This is a genomic window from Mariniluteicoccus endophyticus, assembly GCF_054780035.1.
In genome coordinates this window covers 98517-123667 of sequence record NZ_BAAGXC010000015.1, presented here as the reverse complement: position 1 = coordinate 123667, position 25151 = coordinate 98517, and the positions used below count along the sequence as shown (strand labels likewise).

Here is a 25151-nt window from a genome sequence, read left to right as displayed (position 1 = left end):
ACCTTACCTTGGCCGCGACACTTCGGCCCCGGCGTGGAAGACGCGCTGGAGCGCGCCCCGCTCGTCGATCAGCACCACGTCGGCCCGGCGGCCCACCTCGAGGGCCCCGACGTCGTCCAACCCGTGGACGCCGGCGGGGGTCGCGGCAGCCATGCGGGCGACCGACGCCGGTGGGTGCCCGGCGGAGACGAGGTTCTTTACCGCCACGTCCATGGTCAACGTTGAACCGGCGATCGCCCCGAGCCGCCCGTCGGCCCCGAGGACGCGGGCGGTGCCGTCGATCACGCGCGCGGTCAGATCGCCCAACGGGTAGTCGCCGTCGCCCAGCCCGGTGGCCGCCATGGCGTCGGTGACGAGGACGACCCGGTCGGGTCCGGCCACGGCGATCGCCAGGTCGATCGTGTCGGCGTGCAGGTGGACGCCGTCGCAGATCAGCTCGACCGCCACCCGCGGGTCGGTCAACAGTCCCGGCACCGGCCCGGGGTCGCGGTGGTGGATCGGGCGCATCGCGTTGAACAGGTGCGTCGCGACGCGGGCACCGTGCTCCACCATCCGGGCACACCCCAGCGCGTCGGCGTCCGAGTGGCCGAACGCCACGCGTACACCGGCGGCCCGCAGCGTCGACACCGCCTCGTCCGCGCCCGGCAGCTCGGGCGCCAGCGTCACCATGCGTACGCTCCCCCGCCCGGCCTCCAGCAGCGACCGCACAACGTCCGGGTCGGGGGTCCGCAGCAGGTCGGCGCGGTGGGCTCCGCGGCGCTCCGGGGCGAGGAAGGGCCCCTCGAGGTGGATCCCTGCCAGCTCACCGGCCTCGACGAGCCCGGCGAGCACGCCCAACTGGCCGCAGAGGTCGTCGAGGGCGCGCGTGGCGAGCGAGGCGTACGCGGTGGTCGTCCCGCGCGAACGCTGGAACGCCAGGATCGCCCGGGCCTCGTCCCGGGTCGCCGTGCCGTAGTCGTGGCCGAGCGCACCGTGGGTGTGGGTGTCCACGAACCCCGGCAGCGCCCACAGCCCGTCGTCCGGGGGCGCGCCGGCCTCGACGGCGACGATCAGGCCGCCCTCGACGCCGATCCGGACACCCTCGACGACCCCGTCGGGGGTGACGGCCCGCGCGGCGCGGATCCACTCGGTCATGGTCGGCCTCCGCGGATGGGTGGGACGAGGGAGGCGGCCTCGGCACCGATGAGCCCGGCACCGACCAGCCCTGCGTTCGACCCGAGCTGGGCCCTGACCAGGTGTGGCCGCCGCTGGAACGGCAGCTCGCCGAGCGCCCGGTCGACGGTCGGTACGAGCAGGTCGTACGCCTCCGCCATGCCGCCGCCGATCACGATGCGCTCGGGGCCCACCAGGGTCGTCAGCGCGCAGAACGCCTCCGCCAGGGCGGCCGCGGCCTTGTCGAAGGCCGCGCGGGCGATGACCTCGCCGTCCCGCGCGCGACGGGCCAGCTCCGCCGTGGGCACCTCCTGCTGCAGCTCCACGCCACGCAGGCGGGCCGCGGTGCGGCGTACGCCGACGGCCGAGGCGACCGTCTCCAGGCACCCCGTCGCCCCGCACGCGCACCGCACCCCGGCTGCGGCCGCCACGGACAGGTGGCCGATCTCGCCGGCGTACCCGCCGGCCTGCAGCAGGTGACCGTCGACGACGACGGCCGCGGAGATGCCCGTGCCGAGCGCCGAGAAGCACAAGTCCCGCACCCCACGCGCTGCCCCCAGCCGCCACTCCGCGACACCGGCCGCACGCATGTCGTGCGCCACCGCGCCGGGCAGGCCCGTGTCGCGCCGCAGCCGCTCGAGCAGGGGCACCTCGTGCCAGCCCAGGTTCGCCGCCGCGCGCACGACCCCGGTCGCCGGGTCGACGATCCCGGGGGTGCACACGCCGAACGCCACCGCTCCCCCGCCGGTCGCCAGCCCGGTCACCAGCCTCCCGATCGCGTCGACCACCTCGTCGGCGTCACGCGGGGTGTGGACGCGCGTCAGCCGGTGGACCGACCCGTCGAGCGCGACGAGCCCGCCCTTGAGGGACGTCCCGCCGACATCGACGGCGGCGACGAACGGAGGCCGGGGCCGCATCAGTCGTCCAGGACCACCGCGCGACGCAGGTTGCGGGGGCTGTCGGGCGACATCCCCAGGCGCATGGCGCGGGCCACGGCCAGGCGCTGAGCGATGATCAGCTCGGCCATCGGGTCGCGGTCATGGTCGACGAACGTGGCGCCCGTCGCGGCGACGTCGTCGGCCAGTCCCGCGGGGGTCTCGCCCAGCATCCACACCAGGCGCCCGGGCTCCGCCACGGCGATCGGGCCGTGACGGTATTCCATGACCGGGTAGGCCTCCGACCAGGACTGCGAGCACTGACGGAACTTCCAGGCGGCCTCCTCGGCGAGCCCGACGGTCCAGTCGCGCCCGAGGAACGTCACCTGCTCAGCGGCAGCCATCTCGTCGGTCAGCGGCACCTGCAACGCGTCGGTCGCATCGGCGATCATCGGTTCGAGCGGCTGCCCGAGCCAAGCGCGCACGAGTGCCAGCGCCGTCGTCGCGAACCGCGTCTGGACGACCGAGGCCTCGTCGGCGAACGAGAGGTCGACGACCTCGTCGGCCAGGTCGGCGCTGTCGGTCGTCGTGTCGCCGACGAGCGCCAGTGTGGGCGTCACGCCGCGGAAGTCGGTCAGCAGGCGGTTCAGGTCGGTCGTCGAGCCCGAGCGCGTGAGGACGACCAGCCGGTCATAGCGGCGCGTACGCGGCATCTCGGACGCCGTGTAGGCGTCGGACTCGCCCCTGCCCGCGCGCTCGCGCAGCGCGGCGACGGCCTGCGCCATCAACCAGGCCGTGCCGGTGCCGACGAACGCCACCCGCTCCCCGTCGCGCGGCAGCACGTCGGCGACTTCGCCGACCATCTCGCCTGCGGTCTGCCAGCACTCCGGCTGGGAGACGATCTCGTCGTCGGTCAGGAAGGGCATCGACTCACTCCTCGCGGTTCGGGCAACGGACAGGTCAGGGCCAACCTACCGACCGCGGGCCTGCCGACGTCCGACACCTCCCCCACCCGGCCGCCCGACCGTGGTTATGGTGAGTCCATGGACCGGATCGTCCACGTCGCCCGCGAGCGCCTCGAACGCTGGCTGGACGGCTTCAGCGAGCGCCACGGCGACCCGCAGGTGTCAGGACACCCCGAGGTCATCCGGCTGGCCGCACCAGACGGTGCGGTCGCCGAGGTCGATGTCCCGTTCGGGCCTCTCCCGGTCGGCCATGACCCGCTCGGCAGCCTCGTCACCCATGCCTGCCGCGACCGGCGGGTCGGCGTCGTCCTCGCCCGCAAGGGCGGCCACGCTGCCGGGCTGTTCGTCGGCGCCCGCCTGCTGGCTTCCAAAGTGGGCTCCGGCTACGTCCAGGGCCGCACGAAGGCCGGCGGGTGGTCCCAGCAGCGGTACGCCCGCCGCCGCGACAACCAGGCGGCGAAGGAGTACGCCAAGGCCGCCGAGGCCGCCGCTGGCGTGCTCCTGCCCCGGCTCGAGGAGGTCGACCACCTGGTGCTAGGTGGCGATCGCCCCGCGTGCACGGCCGTGCTGGCCCACCACTGTCTCGCGCCCCTGGCCCCGCTGGTCGAGGACGCACCGTTCTACGCCACCCCCGACCCGCGGCTGAAGGTCCTCGAAGCGTTCCCGAAGCAGTTCCTCGCCGTGCGGATCAGGCTCAACGAGCTGGCCTGACGCACTTCCGTCGCCCGGGTGCCGTTGGTCACGTCGGTCGCCGTGGTGGAGACCGATCTCGCTGCTCGTACGCAATCCGTGCCCAGGGGCTGGGGACGATGCCTGCACCCCGTTGCTTCGAGGTTCAAGCGGGCCCGTCTCTTCGTCTGGCCCCACCCTGCCGGGTCATGGCTGGAGGCGCTGGCGCTCCCACGTGTCACCGGAACGGGTGTAGCGCAGGCGGTCGTGCAGGCGGCTGGGCCGGCCCTGCCAGAACTCGATCGACTCGGGCACGACGCGGTAGCCGCCCCAGTAGTCGGGGCGCGGGACCTCGACCGCGTCGGCGAAGCGCTGCTCGGCCTCGGCGTACCGCTCCATGAGGGCGTCCTCCGAGTCGGCCGGCCGCGACTGATCGGACGCCCATGCGCCGAGCTGCGACCCGCGCGGGCGAACGGCGAAGTAGGCCGACGACGCCTCGTCGGAGACCTTCTCGACGGGGCCGGTGATGCGGACCTGGCGATACAGCGGCTGCCACCAGAACAGCAGCGTGGCCCGCGGGGTGGCGGCGAGCTCGTCCCCCTTGGCCGACTCGCGGTTGGTGTAGAAGGTGAATCCCGTGCCGTCGAACTCCTTGAGCAGGACCACGCGCGCCTCGGGACGTGGCCCGTCGTCGTCGAGGGCGACCGTCGCGACCGTCATCGCCGTCGGCTCGGGGATCGCCCCCGACTCCTTCAGGTCCATCGCGGCACCGAGCCAGCGGTCGAACAGCGCCAGCGGGTCGGTGCCCGCCTCGTCCTCGACCAGCCGCACCGCGTCGTACGACATCCGTTCCCCACTCAGATCACGCGTCATGCTTCACTCCTACACCCGTGGACCATGCACCGCGGCAGGGGGTCGGGTGGGAGGATGGGCGCATGCCCCTCGAGATCCCCGCGATGCTCCTCCCCCGTGACGGCCGCTTCGGGTGCGGCCCGGCGAAGGTACGCCCCCAGGCGCTGACGGCTCTGGTCGACTCGGCGGCCCTGCTGGTCGGCACGAGCCATCGCCAGCCGCCCGTCAAGGAGCTCGTGGGCCGCGTACGCCAGGGGCTGCGTGACCTGTACGCGCTGCCCGACGGCCACGAGGTGGTCCTCGGCAACGGCGGCTCCACCGCCTTCTGGGACGTGGCGACCACCTCGCTGATCGAGCGCCGCAGCGCCCACGGCGTGTTCGGCGAGTTCTCCTCGAAGTTCGCGAAGGCGGCCGCCGCCGCACCGTTCCTAGACGACCCCGTCGTCACCGAGGTGCCCGCGGGTGGCGTGGCGCTCCCGGAGGCCGTCGACGGCGTGGACGCGTACGCGTGGGCCCACAACGAGACCTCCACCGGCGCCCTCGCCCCCGTCCGCCGCGTCGGCGACGACAAGGCCCTCGTCCTGGTCGACGGGACGTCGGCCGCCGGGGCAGTCGCCTTCGACCCGACCGCGGTCGACGCCTACTACTTCGCCCCCCAGAAGGGCCTCGCCTCCGACGGCGGCCTGTGGTTCGCCGTCCTGTCGCCGCGCGCCGTCGAGCGCATGGAACGCATCGCCACCAGCGAACGATGGGTGCCGGAGATCCTCTCCCTGAAGGTCGCGTACGACAACTCGGTGAAGAACCAGACCCTCAACACGCCGGCCGTCACGACCCTGTTCCTGATGGCCGAGCAGCTCGGCTGGGTCCTCGACAACGGCGGCCTCGACTTCGCGCGGGGGCGTTGCGACCAGTCGGCGAAGACCCTGTACGCCTGGGCCGACGCCCACGAGCACGCCACACCGTTCGTCGCCGCCGAGCACCGCTCGCCGGTCGTCGGCACGATCGACTTCGACGACACGGTCGACGCCGCGCGCCTGGCCCAGGTGTTGCGGGCCAACGGCGTGGTCGACGTCGAGCCCTACCGCAAGCTCGGCCGCAACCAGCTGCGCGTCGGCATGTTCCCGGCCATCGACCCCGAGGACATCGCGGCGCTCACGCGCAGCATCGACTGGGCCCTGGCCAGGCTCTGATCACCGGCCAGGATCTGATCACCGGCCCGGATCTGATCACCGGCCCGGTTCGATCAATGGCCCGGGTCTGATCAGTCCCGGGGCGGGAGGGCGCGACGCGGCCGCTCGTGGTCGGGCGACTGCACCAGCCACGTCCCCGTGTCGGCCGCCCTGGCAGGGCCGCCCTCAAGGGAGTGGGTCGGCTGCGCCTCGGACACCTCGGACTGCGGCGCACCACCGGCCAAGGGGCGGGGCGCGGACTGCGGGGTGACCGCGTCGTCGTGCGCCGCGGGGGGCGTGGGCGCCGGGGGCTGGTGCGGCTGCTGCACGCCTGCGGGCGCATCCGTGGGCGCGGGGGTCTGGGCCGAGGGGGCCGGTGTGGCGTTGTGCGCGGCCGCGGGATCGGGCAGGAAAGCCTCGGCTGGGCGCTGCTCGCTCGCACCGTCGTCGGAAGGCCCGTCCTCCTTGATCGTGACCCGGGACTGGGGGCCGGTCGGGCGGTTGGCCTGCTTGCGGCCCACCAGGGCGACCACGACCCCGGCGACCACGGAGCCCGCCAGTGCCATCAGGATCGCCGCGAGCGTGCCCCGGCGATCGCTGGCCGGAGTCGGCTCGACGGCGGCGGACGTCGCCGCCGGGGCTGGCGTGGGCGTCGGCGAGGGAGGCGGCGTGGGCGCCCCGCTGGGCACGTCGCTGTAGAGCTGTTCGGGGACCGCGATGCGCAGCACGACCTGGCCCACGCCCTCGGAGCCGAGCAGCAGCGTCTTCCCGTCCAGCGACACCGTGAGGGCTTCGCCCTGGCGCTGGAACGGGGTGACCGCCTGGGCGACCGGGCTGTACAGCTCCGGGTCGAGGACGACCACCGACACGTAGGTGCGCAGCGCGATCCTGCCGTCGGGCAGGAACGTGCCGTCGGTGACGAAGGCCGGGGCGTCCGCCACGCGGGTCAGGTCGTTGGGTCCATTGGAGCGCAGCTGCTTCGGCGCCGCGTAGATGGCCCCCTGGGGGCCCTTGGTGACGAAGTAGATGCGGCCGTTCTTGTCGACCAGGATCGTCTCGGCGTCGTGGGCTCCGTCGGGGTAGACGAAGTCCCACGCCCGGTAGGAGCCCGACCTGTCGTCGTTCGGCGCCGGCTGGTCGAAATAATAGACGGTGATCTTGTCGCGCTGGGCCTGGTTGTCGCCGATGTCAGCGACGAAGAGCCGGTTCCCCGCCATCGCGACCGCCTCGACGTCGACCGGCTTGGCCGCGTATTCCAGCGTCCCCTTCGTCTTCCCGTCGGGACCCACGGCGAAGACCCGGCCGCTGTCCTCGGAGTCGTTGACGACCCAGAACAGCTGGCGTCCGGTGTCGCGGGCCATGCCGGAGTTCTCGGCGATCCGCTCGTCGGAGAAGGTGAACGCGGGCGCCATCGGCGAGGGGGTGGGAGGTGGTGCGGCGTGCGCCTCCCTCGCCTGCCACAGGGCGCCGGCGACGACGAGGAGGAGCAGCACCACCAGAACTCCGGTGACGATGAGTCGGCGGCTGCGGGGGTTCACCCGGCCATGCTAGGGCCTGTTGGCAACAAGGGCCCCCTCCAACGCCGTGACGAACTGGACCGGGCACTCGTCCATCGGATAGTGCCCCGCCTCGGCGAGCGTCACCATCCGCGCCTCCGGATAGGTCTGCAGCCAGGTCTGGCGCATCGTCTCGGGGCCCAGCGCGGCGTCGTGCTGGCCGACGATCAGCGTCACCGGCGGCCGGTCGGCCTGCGGCAGCTCGTCGACAAAGCTCGTGTTGGCCCAAGCCTCCAAGTAGTCCCCGACCGCCTCCCGGTCGGAGTGCTCCACCGAGTACGCCACCATGCGATTCACCCACGTCGGGGTGTTGCGGTTGCCGGTGGTGAAGTCGATGATCGCGTACCGGTTCTCGTCGGCGTGGGCGGCCCCGTTGAACAGCGCCCAGCCGTCCTCGTCGAACGGCGAGCCCGACGCGGGGACCGGCGAGACGCCGATGAGGGCCTCCACCCGCTGGGGCGCGTCCGCCCAGACCCGCTGGATCGCCATGCCCCCCATCGAGTGGCCGACCAGCGAGAATCGGTCCCAGCCGAGCTGGTCGGCGTAGGCGAGGACGTCGGCGGAGATCTCGGCCATGGTGTGCTCGCCGGCCACGTCACGACGCGGGCCGTAGCCGCGATAGCTGAGGAAGGCGTACGTCAACCGCTCCTCGTCGACGAGTGCGGGAAGGCCGCCCCAGGCATGCTCGTCGCCGAACCAGCCGTGGAGCGCCATGACGTGGATGGGTCCGTGGCCGATGACCGTGCCGGGGATCTCGTTGCTCATTCGCATAGTCTGCACGCGGCCCCTCCCGGTGGTCTACCCTTCACCCGTGGTGAAGGTGCGTACTCGAGCGTTCAACCGCGTCGGGTACGCGGCCGTCCTGGTGGTCTTGACGTTGCTGGTCGCCGCCTTCCAGCAGGTCACGCTGAAGCAGGCCCACGGCAAGGGCGCCCTGGTGGTGCTGGGCCTGGCGACCGTTCTCCTCGTGGTGGCCGGCGGCCCCCGCGACCGGGCGCGCACCGTGCGGGTCTCCCCCACCGACATCGTGGTCGATCGCTATACGCGCATCACGACGCGCGTGACCCGCGCCGAGCTCGCCGACACCCGCGTCGACGGACACACGCTGCTGCTGGTCCCCCACAACCGCAACCAGTTCTTCGCGGTCCACCCCGAGCTTCGCGAGGTCGCCACCGCCGAGGGGGCGGCGATCCCGATCGGCCGGCGCACCGACGTCGCCGACGAGCTGCGGGCCGCGCTGGCCTGACCCGCCCCTCGTCGACGCACCCGATCAGTCGGGCTTCACGACCACGACGAGGTCGCCGCCCTCCACCGACTGGACGCCCCTGAGCGCGATGCGTTCGATGATGCCCGCGACCTGCGTGGTGATCGCCGCCTCCATCTTCATGGCCTCGATGGTGGCGACCTGGCCGCCCGCCTCGACGCGGTCCCCCTCGGACACGCTCACTGAGACCGCCCCCGCGAACGGCGCGGCGACGTGGTTCGGGTTCGAGGCATCGGCCCGCTCGGCGGAGGCCGTCTCGACCTTGATCGAGCGGTCACGCACGCGCACCGGGCGGAGCTGGCCGTTGAGCTGGCACATCACGGTGCGCATGCCCTTCGCGTCGGCCTCACCGATGGACTGCAGGCCGATGATCAGCGTGACACCCTTGCCGAGGGTCACCGAGTGCTCCTCACCCGCCTCGAGCCCGTACAGGTAGTCGAGCGTCGGCAGAGTCGACGTGTCACCAAACTGGGTGCGGTTGGCCTGGAAGTCCTTCGTCGGCGCGGGGAACAGCAGCCGGTTCAGCGTCTCCTGACGCGTACGCCCGCCTTCGTCGAGAGCCGCGTCGTCCTCGGCCGCCAGCGTCTCCTCGCGGACCGGCACGATGCGCCCGGCCAGCGCCCTGGTGCGGAACGGCTCGGGCCAGCCGCCGGCCGGGTCGCCGAGCTCGCCGCCGAGGAAGCCGATCACCGAGTCGGGGATGTCGAACCGGTTCGGGTTGGCCTTGAACTCGTTCGGGTCGGCACCGACGGCCACGAGGTGGAGCGCGAGGTCGCCGACGACCTTCGAGCTGGGCGTGACCTTCGTGGGTCGGCCGAGGATCTTGTCGGCGGCTGCGTACATGGTCTCGATGGCCTCGAAGCGGTCGCCGAGCCCGAGCGCGATGGCCTGCTGGCGCAGGTTCGACAGCTGGCCGCCGGGGATCTCGTGGTCGTAGACGCGGCCGGTCGGCGCCGGCAGGCCCGACTCGAACGGCTTGTACGCTCGCCGGACGGCCTCCCAGTAGGGCTCGAGGTCCATGACGGCCCGCAGGTCACCGGACCCGTCGCCGCCGGTGAGCCGGGTCGCCCGCTCGGTGTGCTCGAGCGCCGCGACGAGCGCGGACGCGGGGACCTGGGAAGTGGTGCCGGCCAGGGCCGACGAGGCCACGTCGACGGCGTCGACCCCCGCGTCGATGGCGGCGAGCAGCGTGGCGAGCTGGCCGCCGGCGGTGTCGTGGGTGTGCAGGTGGACCGGCAGGTCGAAGTGCTCGCGCAGCGCCGTGACGAGCGTGCGGGCGGCAGGCGGACGCAGCAGGCCGGCCATGTCCTTGATCGCGAGCACGTGGGCGCCGGCGTCGACGATCCGCTCGGCCAGCCTCAGGTAGTGGTCGAGCGTGTAGATCTTCTCGGCGGGGTTCGACAGGTCCGAGGTGCAGCAGAGCGCCACCTCGGCGACGGCGGTGCCGGTCTCCCGGACGGCCTCGATGGCCGGGCGCATCTGCTCGACGTCGTTGAGGGCGTCGAAGATGCGGAAGATGTCGATGCCGGTCGAAGCCGCCTCGGCGACGAACGCCTGCGTCACCTTCGTCGGGTAGGGCGTGTAGCCGACGGTGTTGCGGCCGCGCAGCAGCATCTGCAGCGTGTGGTTCGGCATCGCCTCGCGCAGACGGGCCAGCCGCTCCCACGGGTCCTCGGCGAGGAAGCGTAGGGCCACGTCGTACGTCGCCCCGCCCCAGCACTCGATCGAGAACAGCCCGGGCAGGGTGCGGGCCATGTGGGGGGCGACCTCGAGCAGGTCCTTGGTGCGCACGCGGGTCGCCAGCAGCGACTGGTGGGCGTCGCGGAACGTGGTGTCGGTGACCTCGACGTACACGGTGTCGCGCAGCGCGCGGGCGAAGCCCTCGGGGCCGAGCGCCTGGAGGCGCTGCTTCGCGCCGTCGGGGATCGGCCCCGAGGTGTCGAGCGCAGGGAGCTTGGTGCGGGGGTCGAGGCGGGTGGGCGCCGGGCCGTGGGGCTTGTTGACCGATACGTCGGCGAGCCAGCGCAGCATGCGGGTGCCGCGGTCGCCGGGGGTGACGGCGGTCAGCAGGTGGGGGCGCGTGTCGATGAAGTCGGTGGCCAGATTGCCGGCGGCGAACGCCGGGTCGGCCAGCACGGCCTGGAGGAACGGGATGTTCGTCGCGACACCGCGTACGCGGAACTCGGCGAGCGCACGGCGGGCGCGGGCGGTGGCGAGCTCGAAGGTGCGTCCGCGCGCGGTGAGCTTCACCAGCAGCGAGTCGAAGTGGGGACTGATCTCGACACCGGTGCCGACGGTGCCGCCGTCGAGGCGGATGCCCGCGCCGGAGGCGGAGCGGTAGGTGGTGATCATGCCCGTGTCGGGGCGGAACGAGTTCGTCGGGTCCTCGGTGGTGATGCGGCACTGGAGCGCGGCGCCGCGGATCTGGAGCTCGTCCTGCTCCAGGCCCAGGTCGGCGAGCGTCTCGCCGGCGGCGATGCGCATCTGCGACTGGACGAGGTCGACGTCGGTGATCTCCTCGGTGACGGTGTGCTCGACCTGGATGCGCGGGTTCATCTCGATGAACACGTGCTCGCCGGCGCGGTCGCCCTCGGTCTCGAGCAGGAATTCGACGGTTCCGGCGCACGAGTAGCCGATCGACTCGGCGAACGCGACGGCGTCGGCACACAGGCGCTCGCGCAGCTCGTCGGAGATGTTGGGCGCAGGCGCGATCTCGACGACCTTCTGGTGGCGGCGCTGGATGGAGCAGTCGCGCTCGAACAGGTGGATCGTCTCGCCCGTATGGTCGGCGAGCACCTGGACCTCGATGTGGCGGGGGCGGCGTACGGCCTGCTCGATGAAGACCGTCGGGTCGCCGAACGCGGCCTCCGCCTCGCGCATGGCCGCGCCGAGCGCGTCGCGGAGCGCGGTCGCCTCGTCGACGCGGCGCATCCCGCGGCCACCGCCACCGGCGACGGCCTTCACGAAGACCGGGTAGCCGATCTCGTCGGCGGCGACGACCAGCGCGTCGACGTCGGTCGACGGCGCGCACGACTTCAGGGTGGGTACGCCGGCGCGCCGGGCGGCCTCCAAGGCGCGAACCTTGTTGCCGGCCATCTCGAGGACCTCGGCGGGCGGGCCGATGAACGTCAAGCCGTTGGCGGCGCAGGCCTCGGCGAGGTCGGGGTTCTCCGACAGGAAGCCGTAGCCCGGGTAGACGGCGTCGGCGCCAGCCTCCTTGGCGACGCGGATGATCTCGGAGACATCGAGGTAGGCGCGGACCGGGTGGCCCTCCTCGCCGATCAGGTAGGCCTCGTCGGCCTTGATGCGGTGCTCGGCGTTGCGGTCCTCGTGGGGGAAGACGGCGACGGTGCGCGCGCCCAGCTCGGTGGCGGCGCGGAAGGCGCGTACGGCGATCTCGCCTCGGTTGGCGACCAGGACCTTGGAGAACATGGCCCCGACCCTAGTGCCAGGTCGGGCCCGGCGGGAGGGTCGTCCGGTCAGTGTGGACGGTAGCCAACGATGTGGGGCGCTCGGGCCCGCTTGTTGTGCTCGTCGGCGGCCACGGCGGCCCACACTGCGCCGATGGGGATGGTGAGGATCAGGCCGATCCCGAAGGTGAGGAACAGTGTCAGGACGTTGATCCCGAGCATGACCAGCGCCCCGACGGCCGTGGAGTAGAGCATGCCGAGGGGGCCGAAGAACAGACCGAGCAGGGCGGCGACGACGGGGGACTTCTCGGGCACCATCGGGATCGGCGCGGGCCCGTAGGGCACCATCCCGTACGCGCCGGGTGGCGGCATCGGTGCGGGCTGGACCGGGGCCGACAGGTTTACCGGGGGCGTCGGGGGCGGTGGCGGGGCGGGGCGGCTGATCGGCATGGGCGGCGCCGCGCGGTGCTCGCGCGGCGCGGGATCGGCGACGTGGGCCGGCGTGGGCTGCTTGTCACGCGGGTAGATGGGAAACCCGTTGTCCTGCGTCATGTTGCCTCCCCGAAGTGTCACCAGGTATTGAACCACTCAGACCGGCTCAGCCCCGGGCCACGAGCTGGCCGATGAGACCCTGGGTGAAGTAGATGAGGAACAGCACGGAGACGACCCACATGAGCGGGTGGACGTCCTTGCTGCGGCCGCGGGCGACCTTCATGAGGACGTAGGTGATGAAGCCGGCGCCGATGCCCACGGAGATGGAATAGGTGAAGGGCATGAGGGCCAGAGTCAGGAATGCCGGCAGGCCATCCTCGATGTTGTCCCAGTCGACGCCCGAGACCTGGGCCATCATCAGGAAGCCGACGAAGACCAGCACGGGGGTAGCGGCCTCGGAGGGCACGATGTTGACCAGGGGCGCGAAGAACACGGTGAGCAGGAACGCGCAGCCGGTCACGACCGAGGCCAGCCCCGTACGCGCGCCCTCCCCCACGCCGGCGGCGGACTCGACGTAGGAGGTGTTGGACGACACCGAGCCGAGGCCACCGGCCATGGCGGCGACGGAGTCGACGGCGAGGATCGAGGTGAGGTGGGGCGGCGTACCGTCCTCGTCGAGCAGGTCACCCTCGGCGCCGACGGCGACGACGGTGCCCATGGTGTCGAAGAAGTCGGCGAGCAGCAGAGAGAAGACGAGCAGCACCAGGGCGAGCACGCCGGAGAATCCGGCGCTGTGGGAGAACGCGCCGAAGAGGTCGACGCGGCCGAGCAGGCTGAGGTCGGGCAGGGCGAAGAGGTCCTTGACCGCGGGGACGTTGAGCATCCAGCCGGTGGGGTTGACGACCTCACCCCTGTCATCGTTCATGGCGCCGATGGAGAAGGTCGCCTCGAGGGCCACGGCGAGCATGGTGGTGGCGAGGATGGCGATGAGCAGGCCACCGCGTACGCGTCGGGCGTGGAGGATGGCGGCGAGCAGCAGTCCTACGATGAAGATCAGCATGGGCCAGCCCATGAGCGAGCCGTGGAGGCCGAACTCGACGGGCGGGGCGCCGGACGGCTTGCGGACGATGCCGCCGTCGATGAGGCCGACGAAGGCGATGAACAGGCCGATGCCGACGGCGATGCCGGCGCGCAGCGAGCGCGGGACGGCCCGGAACACCGCGGTCCGGAAGCCGGTGAAGACCAGCAGGGTGATGAGGATGCCCTCCCACACGACGAGGCCCATGGCCTGCGCCCAGGTCATCTTGGGAGCGATGACGTACGCGAGCATGGCGTTGAGGCCCAGGCCAGTGGCGATGCCGATCGGGTAGCGGCCGACGACACCCATGAGGATGGTCATCAGCCCGGCGACGAGAGCGGTGGCGGCGGCGACCATGGCGATGGTCGCGCCGATGTTCGGCCCGGTCGGCTCGAGGCCCGAGATGAGGCGTCCGGTCGCATCGGGGCGCGTACCGATGATCAGCGGGTTGAGGGCGACGATGTAGGCCATCGTGAAGAACGTGACGAGGCCGCCGCGGACCTCCCGGCCCACGGTGGATCCACGCCTGGTGATCTCGAACCAGCGATCGAGCGCGCCCGTGGTGGGCTCTGCGGTCTGGGTGCTCATGGCACGGATCCTAAGGCGTGACCAGTGGTCGGCCCGCCGCCGCACGTCCGGCGGACCGCGGCCGCCGCAGCTCTCTGCTGTCGCGGCCGACGCCCACTGGCTCCTCGTCCCACTGGCGCTCGCTCGGAGAACGCGACCACGCAGGGAGCCGACCTCTCCGGCGAGCGTCGGTCAGCGCGCCCCGGCGATTGGAAGAGCACAAAGGAATCGCCCCCGCGACGGCTTTTCGCTGGGGAGAGCGAAGCCGCCGCGGGGGCGGTGACGACTGCGATGAAGACGCCGGTTGACGGCGCGCGGACGCGAGCCGGGACGACTAGTCGAACAATGACTCGTCCAGCGAGATGGTGTCGAACACGGGGGCGGGGAGCTCGCCGCCGCGTTCGGGTGCGGTGACGTCGGAGTGGCCGCCGCAGCCGTGGTCGACGGAGACGACGCGGCCGTCGGAGGGGGACCACTGGTTGGAGCAGGCGCCGAACATCATGCCGAGATTGCCCTGGAGGCGGACGAAGTAGGCGCAGGTGTGGCAGTGGGCGGGCGCCTGGCGTGTCATGTCGTTGTCGGGGCCGCCGTCGGAGCCGAGCCAGCGTTGGGCGGCGTCCTCGCGTCCTTCGACGGAGAGGACTCGTTCGCGGCCGAGGCCGAGCTCGGCGACGACGGCGCGCATCTGGGAGGCCTCGGCGGGTTCGAGGTCCTTGGCGTGCTCGCCGCCGGTGAAGCCGGGTTCGAGGCGGGGGTCGTTGTCGGGCGTCGGCATGAGGGTACCGGGGGCGACGTCGCCGGGCTGGAGGCGGTCGGCCCAAGGCACCCAGGTGGGGGCGAGGAGGGCGTCGGGTCCGGGGACCAGGACGACCTCGTTGACGGTGATCTTGCGGGCGCGGGAGGCGCGGGCGACGGTGACGGACCACTCCCAGCCGCGGTAGCCGGGGTGGTTGCAGGCGAAGCGGTGGGTCACGACTCGATCACCCTCGGCGGTGACGCCGAGGTGGTCACCGACGGGCATGGTGGTGACGGTCGCGGACGTTGCGGCCTCGCGGGCGAGGTCGACCGCCTCGGCGCAGGCGGGGTCGAGCTTGGGCGCTGCCATCACATCTCCAGCTCGTCGGCGACGGCGCGGAGGACCTGGGCGACCCTGGCGCCGTGGCGGGCGTCGGGATGGCGCCCGTGGCGGTAGCCGTTGCCGATGCCGTCGAGCATCTTGATGAGGTCCTCGACGATGACGGCCATCTGTTCGGGCTTCTTGCGCGCGGCCTTCGACAGGGAGGGCGGTGCCTCGAGGAGGGCCACGGAGAGGGCCTGCTCGCCCTTGCGTCCCTCGACGACGCCGAACTCGACCTTCTGGCCGGGCTTGAGGCTCGTGACCCCGGCCGGCAGCGCGTTGGCGCGCACGTAGACGTCGCCGCCGCCCTCCTTGGTCAGGAAGCCGAATCCCTTTTCCGCGTCGTAGAAGCGGACCTTGCCCACCGGCACAGCTACCTCGCTCGATCAGTTGGCGTGCATGCGTGATGTTCCCGCGTGGTTCACGGGTCCCCCGATCCTAGCGCCGGTTGGCGGTCGCCACCTCCTTCTTTCCGTGGGGCGGGGTGGTGCGTACGTGTGGTCAGCGTCGGATGGCGGTGAGGGGGAGGTTCATGATGGCGCGGGTGAGCGCCTCGACGGGTTCGCGGGCGGCGCGGGGGTTGGCCTGCAGGGCCATCTCGACGTCGCAGAGCTCGGGGAGCTCGAAGCGGCCCGAGAGGATGCGGAGGTCGGAGGGTACGCGGGACTTGGACAGCACGCAGATGCCGAGGCCGGCGCGGACGGCGGCGAGGATGCCGTTGATCTCGCGGGTGTTGCAGGTGATGCGCCAGGTGCGTTCGGCGGTGCCGAGGGCGTCGATGGCGGCGGACCGGGAGAACGACGGTGCGTGGTAGGTGACCAGCGGCACGGGTTGGGCGGGGTCGAGAGCGGTGGACTCGAGCCCGACCCAGACGAGCTGGTCGCGGCGTACGAGGCGCCCGACGTCGGTGTCGGGTGGCTGGTTGATGAAGATCAGGTCGAGGTGGTTGGACTGGAGGCGGCGCTGGAGGACGCCGGACTGGGTGACGGTGAGCTCGAGGTTGATGCCGGGGTAGAGGACGCGGAAGTCGCGGAGGATGCGGGGCAGCTCGGAGAGCGCGAACTCGTCGGCGGCGCCGAAGCGGAGGCGGCCGCGCATGGCCTTGCCGGAGAAGTAGGCCTGGGCCTCGTCGTGGGCGGCGATGATCTGGCGGGCGAAGCCGCGCATGGCCTCGCCGTTGTCGGTGAGGGTGACCGACCGGGTGTCGCGGATGAGGAGCTGGCGTCCGGCGGCGGCCTCGAGGCGGCGTACGTGCTGGGAGACGGCGGGCTGGGTGATGCCGAGCTCGTCGGCGGCGCGGGTGAAGCTCAGGCTGTCGGCGACGGCGAGGAAGGTACGCAACAGCCGGGGCTCGAAGAACGCCTCCACGACCACCCTCCCCGCTCATAAGGACTCCTTATTGAATATATAGGCGCCATGAGGTTGAGGAATATAAACCTTTGCTTAGAGTTGTTCCACGCAGCGCCGCCAGGCCTCTCGGCCACTCCCCCATCCATACCCACACCTGAAACGGTGATCAGTTCGTCATGCCCTCCGGCAGCCCCGCAGTACTTCTTCCCCGCACGTCCCGCAAGTCCCGCAGCACCCGCAGCACCCGCAACCGCGGCCTGCCCACCGGTCTCGTGGCCCTCACGGTCCGGCACTACCGCACCTACTTCGGCGCCCTGTTCCTCGGCAGCCTCGGCTTCTGGATCCAGCGCATCGCCCAGGACTGGCTCGTCCTCGAGCTGACCGGCTCGGCATCGGCCGTCGGCGTGGCCGTCGCGCTCCAGTTCGCCCCCGTCCTCGCCCTCGGCCTCTACGGCGGCGTGCTGGTCGACCGGTTCGACGCCCGCCGCCTGCTGGCGATCAGCCAGACGGTGTGCGCGGTCCTCGCCGGGGTGCTGGCCGTGCTCGTCGCGACCGACCGGGTCACGATGTGGGCCTGCTACGGCCTCGCGCTGGGGATCGGCCTCACGTCGGTCGTCGAGCAGCCCGCCCGCATGCAGCTCGTCACCAGCCTCGTCGGCCTGTCCCGCCTGCGCAGCGCGCTGGGCCTCAACTCCACCGCCTTCCAGTCGGCCGGCCTCGCCGGACCCCTCGTCGCCGGCGGTGTCATCCACACCCTGGGGCTGAGCTGGTGCTTCGCCATCAACGTCCTCGGCTGCCTCACGGTCATCGCGGCCTGCGCGCTGATGCGCACGGGAGCCCCGCTGGAGTCGGACCGCCGCGAGGCCGAGCCGCAGAGCCAGGTCGCCGCCCTCGTGGAGGGCCTGCGCCACGTCGTACACCGCAGCGAGATCGCCTGGTCGATCACGCTCGTGGCCGTCATGGGCGTCTTCGGGACCAACCTCGCCGTGCTCCTCACCGCGTTCTCCCAGCGCGAGTTCGGGACGGGCGTGTCCGGCTATTCGACGTTCAACGCGCTCGTCGCGCTGGGCTGCGTCGCCGGCGCGCTCATCGGCGCCCAGCGCACCACCACGATGCGCCTGCGCCGCCTGACCGCGGTGATGGGCGTCTTCGGCGTGCTGCTCATGCTCGTCTCCCGCGCCCCGGGCCAGGGCCTGTTCGTCGCGGGCCTCGCGGTCGTCGGCGTGCTCATGATGACGTTCCAGCTGTCGGCGAACTCGACGGTCCAGATGGCCGCCCCCACCCACGTGCGCGGGCGCGTCATGAGCGTCTACGTGCTGGTCCTGCTCGGTGGCCAGACGATCGGCGGACTGCTGATCGGCTCGGTCGTCGACGCGTACGGCGCCCGCCTCGGCATGATGCTGTGCGGTGCCGCGATCACCACGCTCGGCGGGCTGTGCGCCCTGGGCATGGCCTATCAGTCCCACCTGACGCTGTCGTTTCGCCGCGGGCTGGTGCCGACGATCGTCCAGCGCTGAGGCTCACACCCCGCGCAGGGCGTCGTTCATCGAGCCCGACCGGAACGGCGCCCACTCGACGACGTCGAACCCGGCTTCGGTGACCTTCGCGGCAGCGGCGGCGCGGGGCGCCTCGCCCAGGGCGTCCAGGGTGGGGCGATCGACCTCCACGCGGGCGCGCCCGTCGCCGAGGTCGCGTACGCGCAGGTCCCGCAAAGCGTCCGGCAGGGCGGAGCGTACGCCGTTCTCGGCGCGCTCGACACGGGCCAGCCGCGCCGGGGTGATCCGCAGGCCGTACGCGACGCGCGAGCTCAGACAGGCGGCGGCAGGCTTGTCCCACGTGGGGAGCGCCCATCGGCGGGACTGCTCGCGGACGGTGGCCTTGTCGATGCCGGCGTCGGCCAACGGGGTGATGGCCCCGCGCTCGGCGGCGGCGCGGATGCCGGGCCGGAACCCTGCGACGACGTCGTCGGCGTTCGTCCCGGTGGCGACCGGCCACCCCAAGCCCTCCCCCACGGGCAGGACCCGCTCGACGAGCTCGGCCTTGCAGAAGTAGCAGCGGTCGCCCGCGTTCGCCCGATAGCCCTCGCGGTCCATCTCGCGGGTCTCGACGACGCGGTGGGTGACGCCGAGCGAGGCCGCATACGCCGCTGCCGGGTCGCGCTCGGAGCGGGGCATCGAGTCGGAGTGGGCCGTCACCGCGAGCACCCGGTCGGGGCCGAGCGCGCGCGCCGCGGCCGCCACCAGGAAGGCCGAGTCGGCGCCACCGGAGAACGTGACCACGAGCCCGGGCAGCGCGGCAAGCCGCTCCATGAGCGCGGGTACGCCGGGGGCGAGCTCGTCGGTCGGATCGTGGGTGGCCATGTACCCAGCCTAAGATGGAGCGCATGGCTACCTGGGAGGACGGACCGGAGTACGCGCCGGCGCAGCGGCCGGACGCGTTCCGCTCCCCCGCGGCCCCACCGCTCGACGTGGCCCCACCGCGCCCGCGACCCTCGGCCGACGCGCCGAGGGCGCTCCCGGTCTTCCGCCAGGATCGTCCGGCGCCGCCGCTGGAGTCGCTAGCCCCCCGCGGCGACGACCCGCGTGACCCCCATCAGGAGTTCGAGGTGGCGTCGAGCACGCTCACCGAGCCCGACTCCGCCTGGGGCGCCGTGGCCACCCACCACGCGCCGCAGCAGGTGTGGAGCCCGCCGACCGGGGCACCGGTGGTCGCCGCCGCGCCGGCACCCGACCCATCCTTCGAGATGCCCCACCCCGATGCGGTGACGGGCCCGCCGCAGGCCGACCCGCACGCGCCGATCACCCTCACCGGTGGCCGCCGCCGCGAGCCCGGCTGGGAGGTCCCCGGCTCGGCCTCCGCGCCGTTCGGCGCCCCTCCCCCACAGGGGTGGCCCGCGGTGGGCGTCACCCCTCCGGGTGAGATGGTGTGGGCGCCGCCCCAGCCCGTCATGCTCACGCTGGCGAGCTGGTGGTCGGCCATGCGACCCATCACGGTCGCCGCCCTGCTGTTCGGCGGGATCCTGTTCCCCGTGTCGCCGTTCCTGTTCGCCGTCGCGGCCTGGTCGGGCTGGGGGGTTCGCCAGCGCTCCGAGTGGGTGCGCAACATGTTCCTCGTGGGCATGGGCATGCTCGGCGTGACCGGTGTCCTCGGCCTGGTCATGACCGGTGGCGAGCTGCTCACCGCCTGGGACGTCCTCGGCAAGGTGTCCCTCGGCGTGTGCTGGCTGACGCTGGGCACCGTCGGCGTCATCGTCGCGACCAGCCTGGCCGCCGGGGAGCAGCCGGAACGATGGGCCTGACGTTCGCGTCGGCAGTCTCCGCCCTCGACCGGCCGGCCCTCCTCGAGCTGCTCACGCTGCGGCCCGACCTGCGTACGCCGGTCCCCCACGACCTCACCGACCTCGCGTCCCGCGCGGCCACCGAGTCGTCGGCGCGCCGCGCCCTCGACCGGCTCGACCGGGCCCACCTGGCCGCCGCCGAGGCGCTGGCGGCGCTCGGCGACCCCGCCACCACCGCGGAGGTGGCCGACCTCCTCGAGGTGCCCGCCTCCCGTGCCGCCGACCTCGTCGACGGACTGCGTCGACGTGCCCTTCTGTGGGGTGACGACGACGGCATCCACCTCCTGAGGGCGGTGCGGACGGCCTTCGGCCCGTACCCCGGTGGCCTCGCCACTCCCGGGGCCACCCCGCTCACCCCCGCAGACGTCGACGGCCGCCTCGCCGCACTCGACGACTCCACCCGCGCCGTCGTCACCCGGCTCGAGTGGGGACCGCCGGCCGGTGCGCTGCGCAACGCCGACCGCCCCCTTCCGCCGGAGGGCGAGCGCTCCCCCGTCGAGCGGCTGCTCGCCGCGGGCCTGCTGCGCGTCGGTGGCCCCGACACCGTGGTGCTGCCCCGCGAGGTGGCGCTGCGCTCCCGCGGCCGGTTCCTGCGTACACCGCTGGTCGACCCGGCCCCGCTGCCAAACGGCACCCGCACCGCCCGCCTCGTCGACCACGCCGGCGTCGGGGCGGCGTACGAGCTGGTCCATGACGTCGAGGTCGTCGGCGACGACCTCGGGACCACCCAGCCGGCCCTGCTCCGCTCCGGCGGTCTCGGCACGCGCGAGACCGCGTCGCTGGGGCGACGCCTCGGTCTGGCCGCCGAGCGGACGGTCCACGTCGTGGAGCTGGCGCACGCGGCCGGGCTGGTCGCCACCTCCGGAGGCCGCGTGACCGCGACCACGGCCTACGAGGCGTGGCTCGACCGGACCATCGCCGAGCGGTGGTCGACACTGGCGCTCGCCTGGCGCGACGCGCTGCGCTGGCCCAGCCACGCGCTCGGCACGCACGCGCTGGGCGAGCAGGCGTCGGTCGGCTGGGCGGCCGAGGCCCGCGCCGCGGCCATCGCTCCCCTGCGCGCCGGTCTGCGCCCCGACCCCGGGCCGTGGGCCGAGCAGGTGGCGTACGCGCGACCCGGGCTGGCCCGTCACATCTCCCCCGACGAGCTGGTCGCCGACGTGCGCACCGAGCTCGCGCTGCTCGGCGTCGTGGCGCTCGACCACGTCAGCGCGCTGGTCACGGTGCTGCACGACGAGGAGCTGCCCGTCGCGGTCGCGGACCTGCTGCCGAGCACCGTCGAGACCTTCGTCGTGCAGGCCGACCTGACGGCCGTCGCGCAGGGGCCGCTGGACCACTCGGTCGCACGAGTGCTGAGGCTGCTCGCCGACCAGGAGTCCCGCGGCGGCGCCGGGGTGTTCCGCTTCACCTCCGCGTCGGTACGCCGCGGCTTCGACGCCGGCTGGGACGCCGAGGCCATCGAGCGGTGGATCACCGATCACTCCACCACCGGGGTGCCGCAGCCGCTGTCCTACCTCATCGGAGACGTCGCCCGCGTCCACGGTGCCATCCGGGTGGGCCGCGCCGCCGCGTACGTGCGGGTGGAGGACCCGGCCCAGGTGCCGACGATCCTTGCGCACCCCCGCGCCGGCGAGCTGGGGCTGCGCCAGGTCGGGATCGGGGCGCTCGTCGCCGACGCCGATCCCGACGAGGTGGTGGAGGTCCTGCGCACGCTCGGGCTCGCCCCGGCCGCCGAGGACGCGACCGGCGGGGTCGTCCACGCGCCCGCACCGGCCCGCACCCCGGCGCGGGGGGCCGAGACGCCCCGCCCGGTCGCCACCCCCGAGCAGGTGGCGGCGACGCTGCTCGAGCGCGCCAAGGCTGCCGCCGACCGGGCCCTGACGACGTCGTCGGTGCTGGAGCGGCTGCGTGCCGCGTGCGACGAGGGGCGGGCCGTCGAGGTCGCGTACGTCGACTCCACCGGCATGCGGGAGACGCGCACCATGATGCCCGTCCACGTCGCTGCGGGCATGGTCCGGCTCACGTTTGATGAGGGTGCTCTCACCCTGCCCCTGTCACGCGTGAGCGACGTGCGCGACGCGACCTGAAAGGTGCCGTGCATCACATGCGCTCAGGTACCCTGATCCGCATGCGCACCCGGTGGATCCGTCGACTCCCTGTCGGCCTTGCCGTGTGCACAGCGCTGGGCATCTTCTTCTGGTCGCCGTCCCACCAGGCACCTCCGACCCCGCTGGCGGACGGTGTGCCGGCCGGACCGTTCACGGCCGCCCGCAGGCCCGCCTCCCCGACGCCGCGCGTGGTCGTGGTCCCGCCGAGTCCCGAGCCCACGGTCACCCCCGAGCCCACGCCCACGCCGACCTCGAGCACCACGCGCCCGACGCAGCGGCCGACGGCGACGTGGACGCATCCCGCGTCGTCGTCGACGCCGGCGGCCTCGTCCCCCGGCGAGCCGCTGCCCTCCACGGACCGGCCCGCACCGGTCGAGCCCGCGCCCGGCCAGACCCCGGCGCCCGCCCCGCAGGACGTGCCGCCCACACCGATCACCACCGCCGCGGAGCCGAGCCCAACCCCCACGCCGACCCCGACGCCGACCGGCATCGACATGCGCACGGCGCCCGTGGTGAGCACCGAGGACGTCAACGACGTGTGCAACACCGAGCGAGTCAGCTTCCTCGTCACCTGGACCGCGGTCAGCGGAGCGCAGGACTACTCCATCACCGCCTCCGGCCTGGGCCTGAGCTATTCGACCGCAGGCCTCAGCCACGAGGTCGCCTGCCCCACCACCGAGGGTCCGATCACCATCACCGTCGTCGGACGCGACAGCTTCGGCGCCGAGTCCGCGCCCGGGACGGCTTCGGTCCGCTACAACGGGCCGATGGGCGGCCCCCAGCTCCAGGTGGCCCTGACCCAGCCGTGACGGGCGTCACCGCCCGCCGGATGTTCCTCCCGTCCGGCTCCGCCGGTGGGCGACCGACGGCGACCTACTAGAATGAGCCGTAGCATGAATGGCCCCCTCGTCGTCCAGTCCGATCGCACGCTCCTGCTCGAGGTCGACCACCCCGACGCCGACGCCTGCCGCATCGCCATCGCCCCGTTCGCCGAGCTCGAGCGCGCACCGGAGCACATCCACACCTACCGGCTGACGCCGCTGGGCCTGTGGAACGCGCGCGCCGCCGGCCACGACGCCGAGCAGGTCGTCGACGCACTGATGACCTACTCCCGCTACCCCGTGCCCGGATCGCTGCTGGTCGACGTCGCCGAGACGATGGACCGCTACGGCCGGCTGCGGCTCGAGAAGCACCCGACCCACGGCCTGGTGCTGGTCTCGACCGAAGCCCCCGTGCTCGCCGAGGTGACCCGCTCCGCGAAGGTCAAGGGCCTGCTCGGCGAGAAGATCGATGCCGACACCGTGGTCGTCCACCCCAGCGAGCGCGGCCACCTCAAGCAGGTGCTGCTGAAGCTCGGCTGGCCGGCCGAGGACCTCGCCGGCCATGTCGATGGTGAGGCCCACGCCATCGAGCTCGACACGTCCGCCCACGCCGGCGGCAAGCCGTGGGAGCTGCGTCCCTACCAGAAGCAGGCCGCCGAGTCCTTCTGGCACGGCGGATCGGGCGTCGTCGTGCTGCCCTGCGGCGCGGGCAAGACCATCGTCGGCGCGGCAGCCATGGCGCTCGCCCGGGCCACCACCCTGATCCTGGTCACCAACACCGTGTCCGCGCGCCAGTGGCGCGACGAGCTGCTGCGGCGCACGTCACTGACGCCCGACGAGATCGGGGAATACTCGGGCACGCGCAAGGAGATCCGTCCGGTCACGATCGCCACCTACCAGGTCGTGACCACCAAGCGCGGCGGCGTACACCCCCACCTGGAGCTGTTCGACGCCCGCGACTGGGGCCTGGTGATCTACGACGAGGTCCACCTGCTGCCCGCACCTGTGTTCCGCCGCACGGCCGACCTTCAGGCGCGCCGCCGCCTCGGGCTGACCGCGACGCTCGTCCGCGAGGACGGCCGCGAGGGCGACGTGTTCTCCCTCATCGGGCCCAAGCGGTTCGACGCGCCGTGGAAGGACATCGAGACCCAGGGCTACATCGCCCCCGCCGACTGCGTCGAGGTGCGCGTCACCCTCACCGAGGGCGAGCGGCTCGCGTACGCGACGGGCGACACCGACGTGAAATACCGCCTGGCGGCGACCGCCGGGTCGAAGACCGACGTGACCGAACGGCTCGTCCGGCTCCACGAGGGCGTGCCGCGGCTGGTCATCGGCCAGTACGTCGACCAGCTCGAGGAGCTCGCCGAACGCCTCGACGCGCCCCTGATCACGGGTGCCACGACCAACAGGCAGCGCGAGAAGCTCTACGACCAGTTCCGCACCGGAGAGATCGACCTGCTGGTCGTGTCGAAGGTCGCGAACTTCTCGGTCGACCTGCCGTCGGCACAGGTCGCCATCCAGGTGTCGGGGGCCTTCGGCTCACGCCAGGAGGAGGCCCAGCGCCTCGGCCGCCTCCTGCGCCCGCAGGACGACAAGACCGCACGCTTCTACGCCGTAGTCGCCCGCGACACCTCCGACGCCGACTTCGCCCAGCACCGCCAGCGCTTCCTGGCCGAGCAGGGCTACGCGTACCGCATCATCGACGCCGAGGACATCGGCACGGGTGACCTAGGATCGGCGTCGTGACCGACCAGCCCCACCCCGAGCACGACCTCGGCGTCGACCCGACCACCGACGACTTCGGCCGCGAGAACCCGGATCCCGTGCCGGAGGCCGCCCCCCAGCGAGCCGCCGCACGCTCCCGCGTACCCTCCATCGTCGCCGTCGCGGGCGCCGGCGTCCTCGTGCTGGGCGTGCTCATCGGCCTGCTCATGTGGCGGCTGTCGGGCGGTGCGCCGGAACAGCTGCAGGGCCCCGACTCCACCCCCACGCCGGTCCTCACCCCCCGTGCGGGCACGCCCGCCCCCGTCGTCGAGGCGAAGGTCGGCCAGCGCGTCCCCATCGAAGGACTGTACGGCAAGGGCACCGTCATGGTGACCAAGTACGAGTGGTCCGACAAGGGCGACCTCCCGCCCGGTCAGGGCAGGAACTACCTGAACGTCGAGCTGCGCTACGACTGCTCCGAGGGCGTCATCCAGATCAACAAGAACCTGTACGCCGCGTACGACCTGGCGAAGAAGGAATACCTGTCAGGCATCGGCTCGGGCAAGGAACCGCTGCCCGACACCGAGCTCAAGCCCGGCACGCCGCCGGTGACGGGCTGGATCTCGATGGAGGTCCCGCCGGGTCAGACGCTGTTCACGATCGCCGACGAGGGCATGAACACGATCGTGATCGTCGACCTGCCCAAGCCCTGAGCCTGTTCCCCG

General features: G+C 72.7%; 22 protein-coding genes. 9 read left to right on the top strand and 13 right to left on the bottom strand.

Going from position 1 to position 25151, the window contains the following annotated elements; translation table 11 throughout:
• Positions 1 to 3: 3 nt before the first annotated feature.
• The 3 genes from ACYVGD_RS05145 to ACYVGD_RS05135 are packed head-to-tail and all read right to left on the bottom strand — an operon-like array spanning position 4 to position 2953.
• Positions 4 to 1134 (bottom strand): N-acetylglucosamine-6-phosphate deacetylase, encoded by a 1131-nt coding sequence (locus ACYVGD_RS05145; RefSeq protein WP_460741921.1) that lies wholly within the window; start codon positions 1132 to 1134, stop codon positions 4 to 6.
• Positions 1131 to 2069: an ROK family protein gene (locus ACYVGD_RS05140; RefSeq protein WP_460741920.1), complete on the bottom strand. Its 939-nt coding sequence runs from the start codon at positions 2067 to 2069 to the stop codon at positions 1131 to 1133. Before ACYVGD_RS05140 ends, ACYVGD_RS05145 begins: the two co-directional genes overlap by 4 nt.
• Positions 2069 to 2953 (bottom strand): SIS domain-containing protein, encoded by an 885-nt coding sequence (locus tag ACYVGD_RS05135; RefSeq protein ID WP_460741919.1) that lies wholly within the window; start codon positions 2951 to 2953, stop codon positions 2069 to 2071. The genes ACYVGD_RS05140 and ACYVGD_RS05135 overlap by 1 nt, the downstream gene beginning before the upstream one ends.
• Before the next feature lie 117 nt (positions 2954 to 3070).
• On the opposite strand from ACYVGD_RS05135, the gene ACYVGD_RS05130 reads away from it, so the two are divergent.
• Positions 3071 to 3703, top strand: coding sequence for an acVLRF1 family peptidyl-tRNA hydrolase (locus tag ACYVGD_RS05130; RefSeq protein WP_460741918.1), 633 nt, complete (start codon positions 3071 to 3073; stop codon positions 3701 to 3703).
• Between the two features lie 165 nt (positions 3704 to 3868).
• Here the strand turns inward: ACYVGD_RS05130 and pdxH are convergent, their stop codons facing one another.
• The gene (pdxH, locus tag ACYVGD_RS05125; protein ID WP_460741917.1) at positions 3869 to 4534 is read right to left on the bottom strand and encodes a pyridoxamine 5'-phosphate oxidase; all 666 of its coding nucleotides are present in this window, start codon (positions 4532 to 4534) and stop codon (positions 3869 to 3871) included.
• A 62-nt stretch (positions 4535 to 4596) separates the two neighbouring features.
• On the opposite strand from pdxH, the gene serC reads away from it, so the two are divergent.
• Positions 4597 to 5703 carry a phosphoserine transaminase gene (gene serC / locus ACYVGD_RS05120; protein WP_460741916.1) on the top strand — a complete coding sequence of 369 codons (1107 nt, stop codon included), beginning with the start codon at positions 4597 to 4599 and terminating at the stop codon, positions 5701 to 5703.
• A gap of 71 nt (positions 5704 to 5774) precedes the next feature.
• On the opposite strand, the gene ACYVGD_RS05115 is transcribed toward serC, so the two are convergent.
• Both ACYVGD_RS05115 and ACYVGD_RS05110 read right to left on the bottom strand, forming a co-directional pair.
• Positions 5775 to 7220 (bottom strand): hypothetical protein, encoded by a 1446-nt coding sequence (locus ACYVGD_RS05115; protein WP_460741915.1) that lies wholly within the window; start codon positions 7218 to 7220, stop codon positions 5775 to 5777.
• Positions 7221 to 7229: 9 nt separating this feature from the next.
• Entirely contained in the window at positions 7230 to 8003 is a 774-nt protein-coding gene (locus ACYVGD_RS05110) for an alpha/beta fold hydrolase (protein ID WP_460741914.1), read from the bottom strand.
• A gap of 46 nt (positions 8004 to 8049) precedes the next feature.
• Between ACYVGD_RS05110 and ACYVGD_RS05105 the strand changes: the two genes are divergently transcribed.
• Positions 8050 to 8484: a hypothetical protein gene (locus ACYVGD_RS05105; RefSeq protein ID WP_460741913.1), complete on the top strand. Its 435-nt coding sequence runs from the start codon at positions 8050 to 8052 to the stop codon at positions 8482 to 8484.
• A gap of 24 nt (positions 8485 to 8508) precedes the next feature.
• Here the strand turns inward: ACYVGD_RS05105 and ACYVGD_RS05100 are convergent, their stop codons facing one another.
• From ACYVGD_RS05100 to ACYVGD_RS05075, 6 genes are all read right to left on the bottom strand, one after another.
• Positions 8509 to 11934, bottom strand: coding sequence for a pyruvate carboxylase (locus ACYVGD_RS05100; protein WP_460741912.1), 3426 nt, complete (start codon positions 11932 to 11934; stop codon positions 8509 to 8511).
• Positions 11935 to 11981: 47 nt separating this feature from the next.
• Positions 11982 to 12464 (bottom strand): hypothetical protein, encoded by a 483-nt coding sequence (locus ACYVGD_RS05095; protein WP_460741911.1) that lies wholly within the window; start codon positions 12462 to 12464, stop codon positions 11982 to 11984.
• Positions 12465 to 12510: 46 nt separating this feature from the next.
• Positions 12511 to 14010, bottom strand: a complete 1500-nt coding sequence (locus ACYVGD_RS05090) for an NCS2 family permease (protein ID WP_460741910.1) — start codon at positions 14008 to 14010, stop codon at positions 12511 to 12513.
• Between the two features lie 313 nt (positions 14011 to 14323).
• Positions 14324 to 15094, bottom strand: a complete 771-nt coding sequence (locus ACYVGD_RS05085; protein WP_460741909.1) for a DUF3027 domain-containing protein — start codon at positions 15092 to 15094, stop codon at positions 14324 to 14326.
• Positions 15094 to 15477 (bottom strand): cold-shock protein, encoded by a 384-nt coding sequence (locus tag ACYVGD_RS05080; protein ID WP_460741908.1) that lies wholly within the window; start codon positions 15475 to 15477, stop codon positions 15094 to 15096. The genes ACYVGD_RS05085 and ACYVGD_RS05080 overlap by 1 nt, the downstream gene beginning before the upstream one ends.
• Before the next feature lie 130 nt (positions 15478 to 15607).
• Positions 15608 to 16474 carry a LysR substrate-binding domain-containing protein gene (locus ACYVGD_RS05075; RefSeq protein WP_460741907.1) on the bottom strand — a complete coding sequence of 289 codons (867 nt, stop codon included), beginning with the start codon at positions 16472 to 16474 and terminating at the stop codon, positions 15608 to 15610.
• Between the two features lie 158 nt (positions 16475 to 16632).
• On the opposite strand from ACYVGD_RS05075, the gene ACYVGD_RS05070 reads away from it, so the two are divergent.
• The gene (locus tag ACYVGD_RS05070) at positions 16633 to 17973 is read left to right on the top strand and encodes an MFS transporter (RefSeq protein WP_460741906.1); all 1341 of its coding nucleotides are present in this window, start codon (positions 16633 to 16635) and stop codon (positions 17971 to 17973) included.
• 3 nt (positions 17974 to 17976) lie between these two features.
• On the opposite strand, the gene larE is transcribed toward ACYVGD_RS05070, so the two are convergent.
• On the bottom strand, positions 17977 to 18816 hold the full coding sequence (gene larE / locus ACYVGD_RS05065; protein ID WP_460741905.1) for an ATP-dependent sacrificial sulfur transferase LarE: 840 nt from the start codon (positions 18814 to 18816) through the stop codon (positions 17977 to 17979).
• A 23-nt stretch (positions 18817 to 18839) separates the two neighbouring features.
• Here larE and ACYVGD_RS05060 point away from each other — a divergent pair, with 23 nt between their 5' ends.
• The 5 genes from ACYVGD_RS05060 (at position 18840) to ACYVGD_RS05040 (ending at position 25139) form a co-directional block, all read left to right on the top strand.
• Positions 18840 to 19754 carry a hypothetical protein gene (locus ACYVGD_RS05060; RefSeq protein ID WP_460741904.1) on the top strand — a complete coding sequence of 305 codons (915 nt, stop codon included), beginning with the start codon at positions 18840 to 18842 and terminating at the stop codon, positions 19752 to 19754.
• On the top strand, positions 19745 to 21880 hold the full coding sequence (locus ACYVGD_RS05055) for a helicase-associated domain-containing protein (protein WP_460741903.1): 2136 nt from the start codon (positions 19745 to 19747) through the stop codon (positions 21878 to 21880). The genes ACYVGD_RS05060 and ACYVGD_RS05055 overlap by 10 nt, the downstream gene beginning before the upstream one ends.
• 41 nt (positions 21881 to 21921) lie before the next feature.
• Positions 21922 to 22710 (top strand): hypothetical protein, encoded by a 789-nt coding sequence (locus ACYVGD_RS05050; protein WP_460741902.1) that lies wholly within the window; start codon positions 21922 to 21924, stop codon positions 22708 to 22710.
• 72 nt (positions 22711 to 22782) lie between these two features.
• Positions 22783 to 24468 (top strand): DNA repair helicase XPB, encoded by a 1686-nt coding sequence (locus ACYVGD_RS05045; protein ID WP_460741901.1) that lies wholly within the window; start codon positions 22783 to 22785, stop codon positions 24466 to 24468.
• Positions 24465 to 25139, top strand: a complete 675-nt coding sequence (locus tag ACYVGD_RS05040) for a hypothetical protein (protein WP_460741900.1) — start codon at positions 24465 to 24467, stop codon at positions 25137 to 25139. Before ACYVGD_RS05045 ends, ACYVGD_RS05040 begins: the two co-directional genes overlap by 4 nt.
• Positions 25140 to 25151 lie beyond the last annotated feature (12 nt).

Bases quoted from the DNA above. Each gene is read 5' to 3' on its own strand.
- ACYVGD_RS05140 (WP_460741920.1), bottom strand. From the start codon at position 2,069: ATGCGGCCCCGGCCTCCGTTCGTCGCCGCCGTCGATGTCGGCGGGACG.
- ACYVGD_RS05090 (WP_460741910.1), bottom strand. From the start codon at position 14,010: ATGAGCACCCAGACCGCAGAGCCCACCACGGGCGCGCTCGATCGCTGG.
- pdxH (WP_460741917.1), bottom strand. From the start codon at position 4,534: ATGACGCGTGATCTGAGTGGGGAACGGATGTCGTACGACGCGGTGCGG.
- ACYVGD_RS05095 (WP_460741911.1), bottom strand. From the start codon at position 12,464: ATGACGCAGGACAACGGGTTTCCCATCTACCCGCGTGACAAGCAGCCC.
- ACYVGD_RS05055 (WP_460741903.1), top strand. From the start codon at position 19,745: ATGGGCCTGACGTTCGCGTCGGCAGTCTCCGCCCTCGACCGGCCGGCC.
- ACYVGD_RS05100 (WP_460741912.1), bottom strand. From the start codon at position 11,934: ATGTTCTCCAAGGTCCTGGTCGCCAACCGAGGCGAGATCGCCGTACGC.
- ACYVGD_RS05050 (WP_460741902.1), top strand. From the start codon at position 21,922: ATGCGCACCCGGTGGATCCGTCGACTCCCTGTCGGCCTTGCCGTGTGC.
- ACYVGD_RS05145 (WP_460741921.1), bottom strand. From the start codon at position 1,134: ATGACCGAGTGGATCCGCGCCGCGCGGGCCGTCACCCCCGACGGGGTC.
- ACYVGD_RS05110 (WP_460741914.1), bottom strand. From the start codon at position 8,003: ATGAGCAACGAGATCCCCGGCACGGTCATCGGCCACGGACCCATCCAC.
- ACYVGD_RS05085 (WP_460741909.1), bottom strand. From the start codon at position 15,094: ATGGCAGCGCCCAAGCTCGACCCCGCCTGCGCCGAGGCGGTCGACCTC.
- ACYVGD_RS05070 (WP_460741906.1), top strand. From the start codon at position 16,633: ATGCCCTCCGGCAGCCCCGCAGTACTTCTTCCCCGCACGTCCCGCAAG.
- ACYVGD_RS05135 (WP_460741919.1), bottom strand. From the start codon at position 2,953: ATGCCCTTCCTGACCGACGACGAGATCGTCTCCCAGCCGGAGTGCTGG.
- ACYVGD_RS05060 (WP_460741904.1), top strand. From the start codon at position 18,840: ATGGCTACCTGGGAGGACGGACCGGAGTACGCGCCGGCGCAGCGGCCG.
- serC (WP_460741916.1), top strand. From the start codon at position 4,597: ATGCCCCTCGAGATCCCCGCGATGCTCCTCCCCCGTGACGGCCGCTTC.
- ACYVGD_RS05045 (WP_460741901.1), top strand. From the start codon at position 22,783: ATGAGCCGTAGCATGAATGGCCCCCTCGTCGTCCAGTCCGATCGCACG.
- larE (WP_460741905.1), bottom strand. From the start codon at position 18,816: ATGGCCACCCACGATCCGACCGACGAGCTCGCCCCCGGCGTACCCGCG.
- ACYVGD_RS05130 (WP_460741918.1), top strand. From the start codon at position 3,071: ATGGACCGGATCGTCCACGTCGCCCGCGAGCGCCTCGAACGCTGGCTG.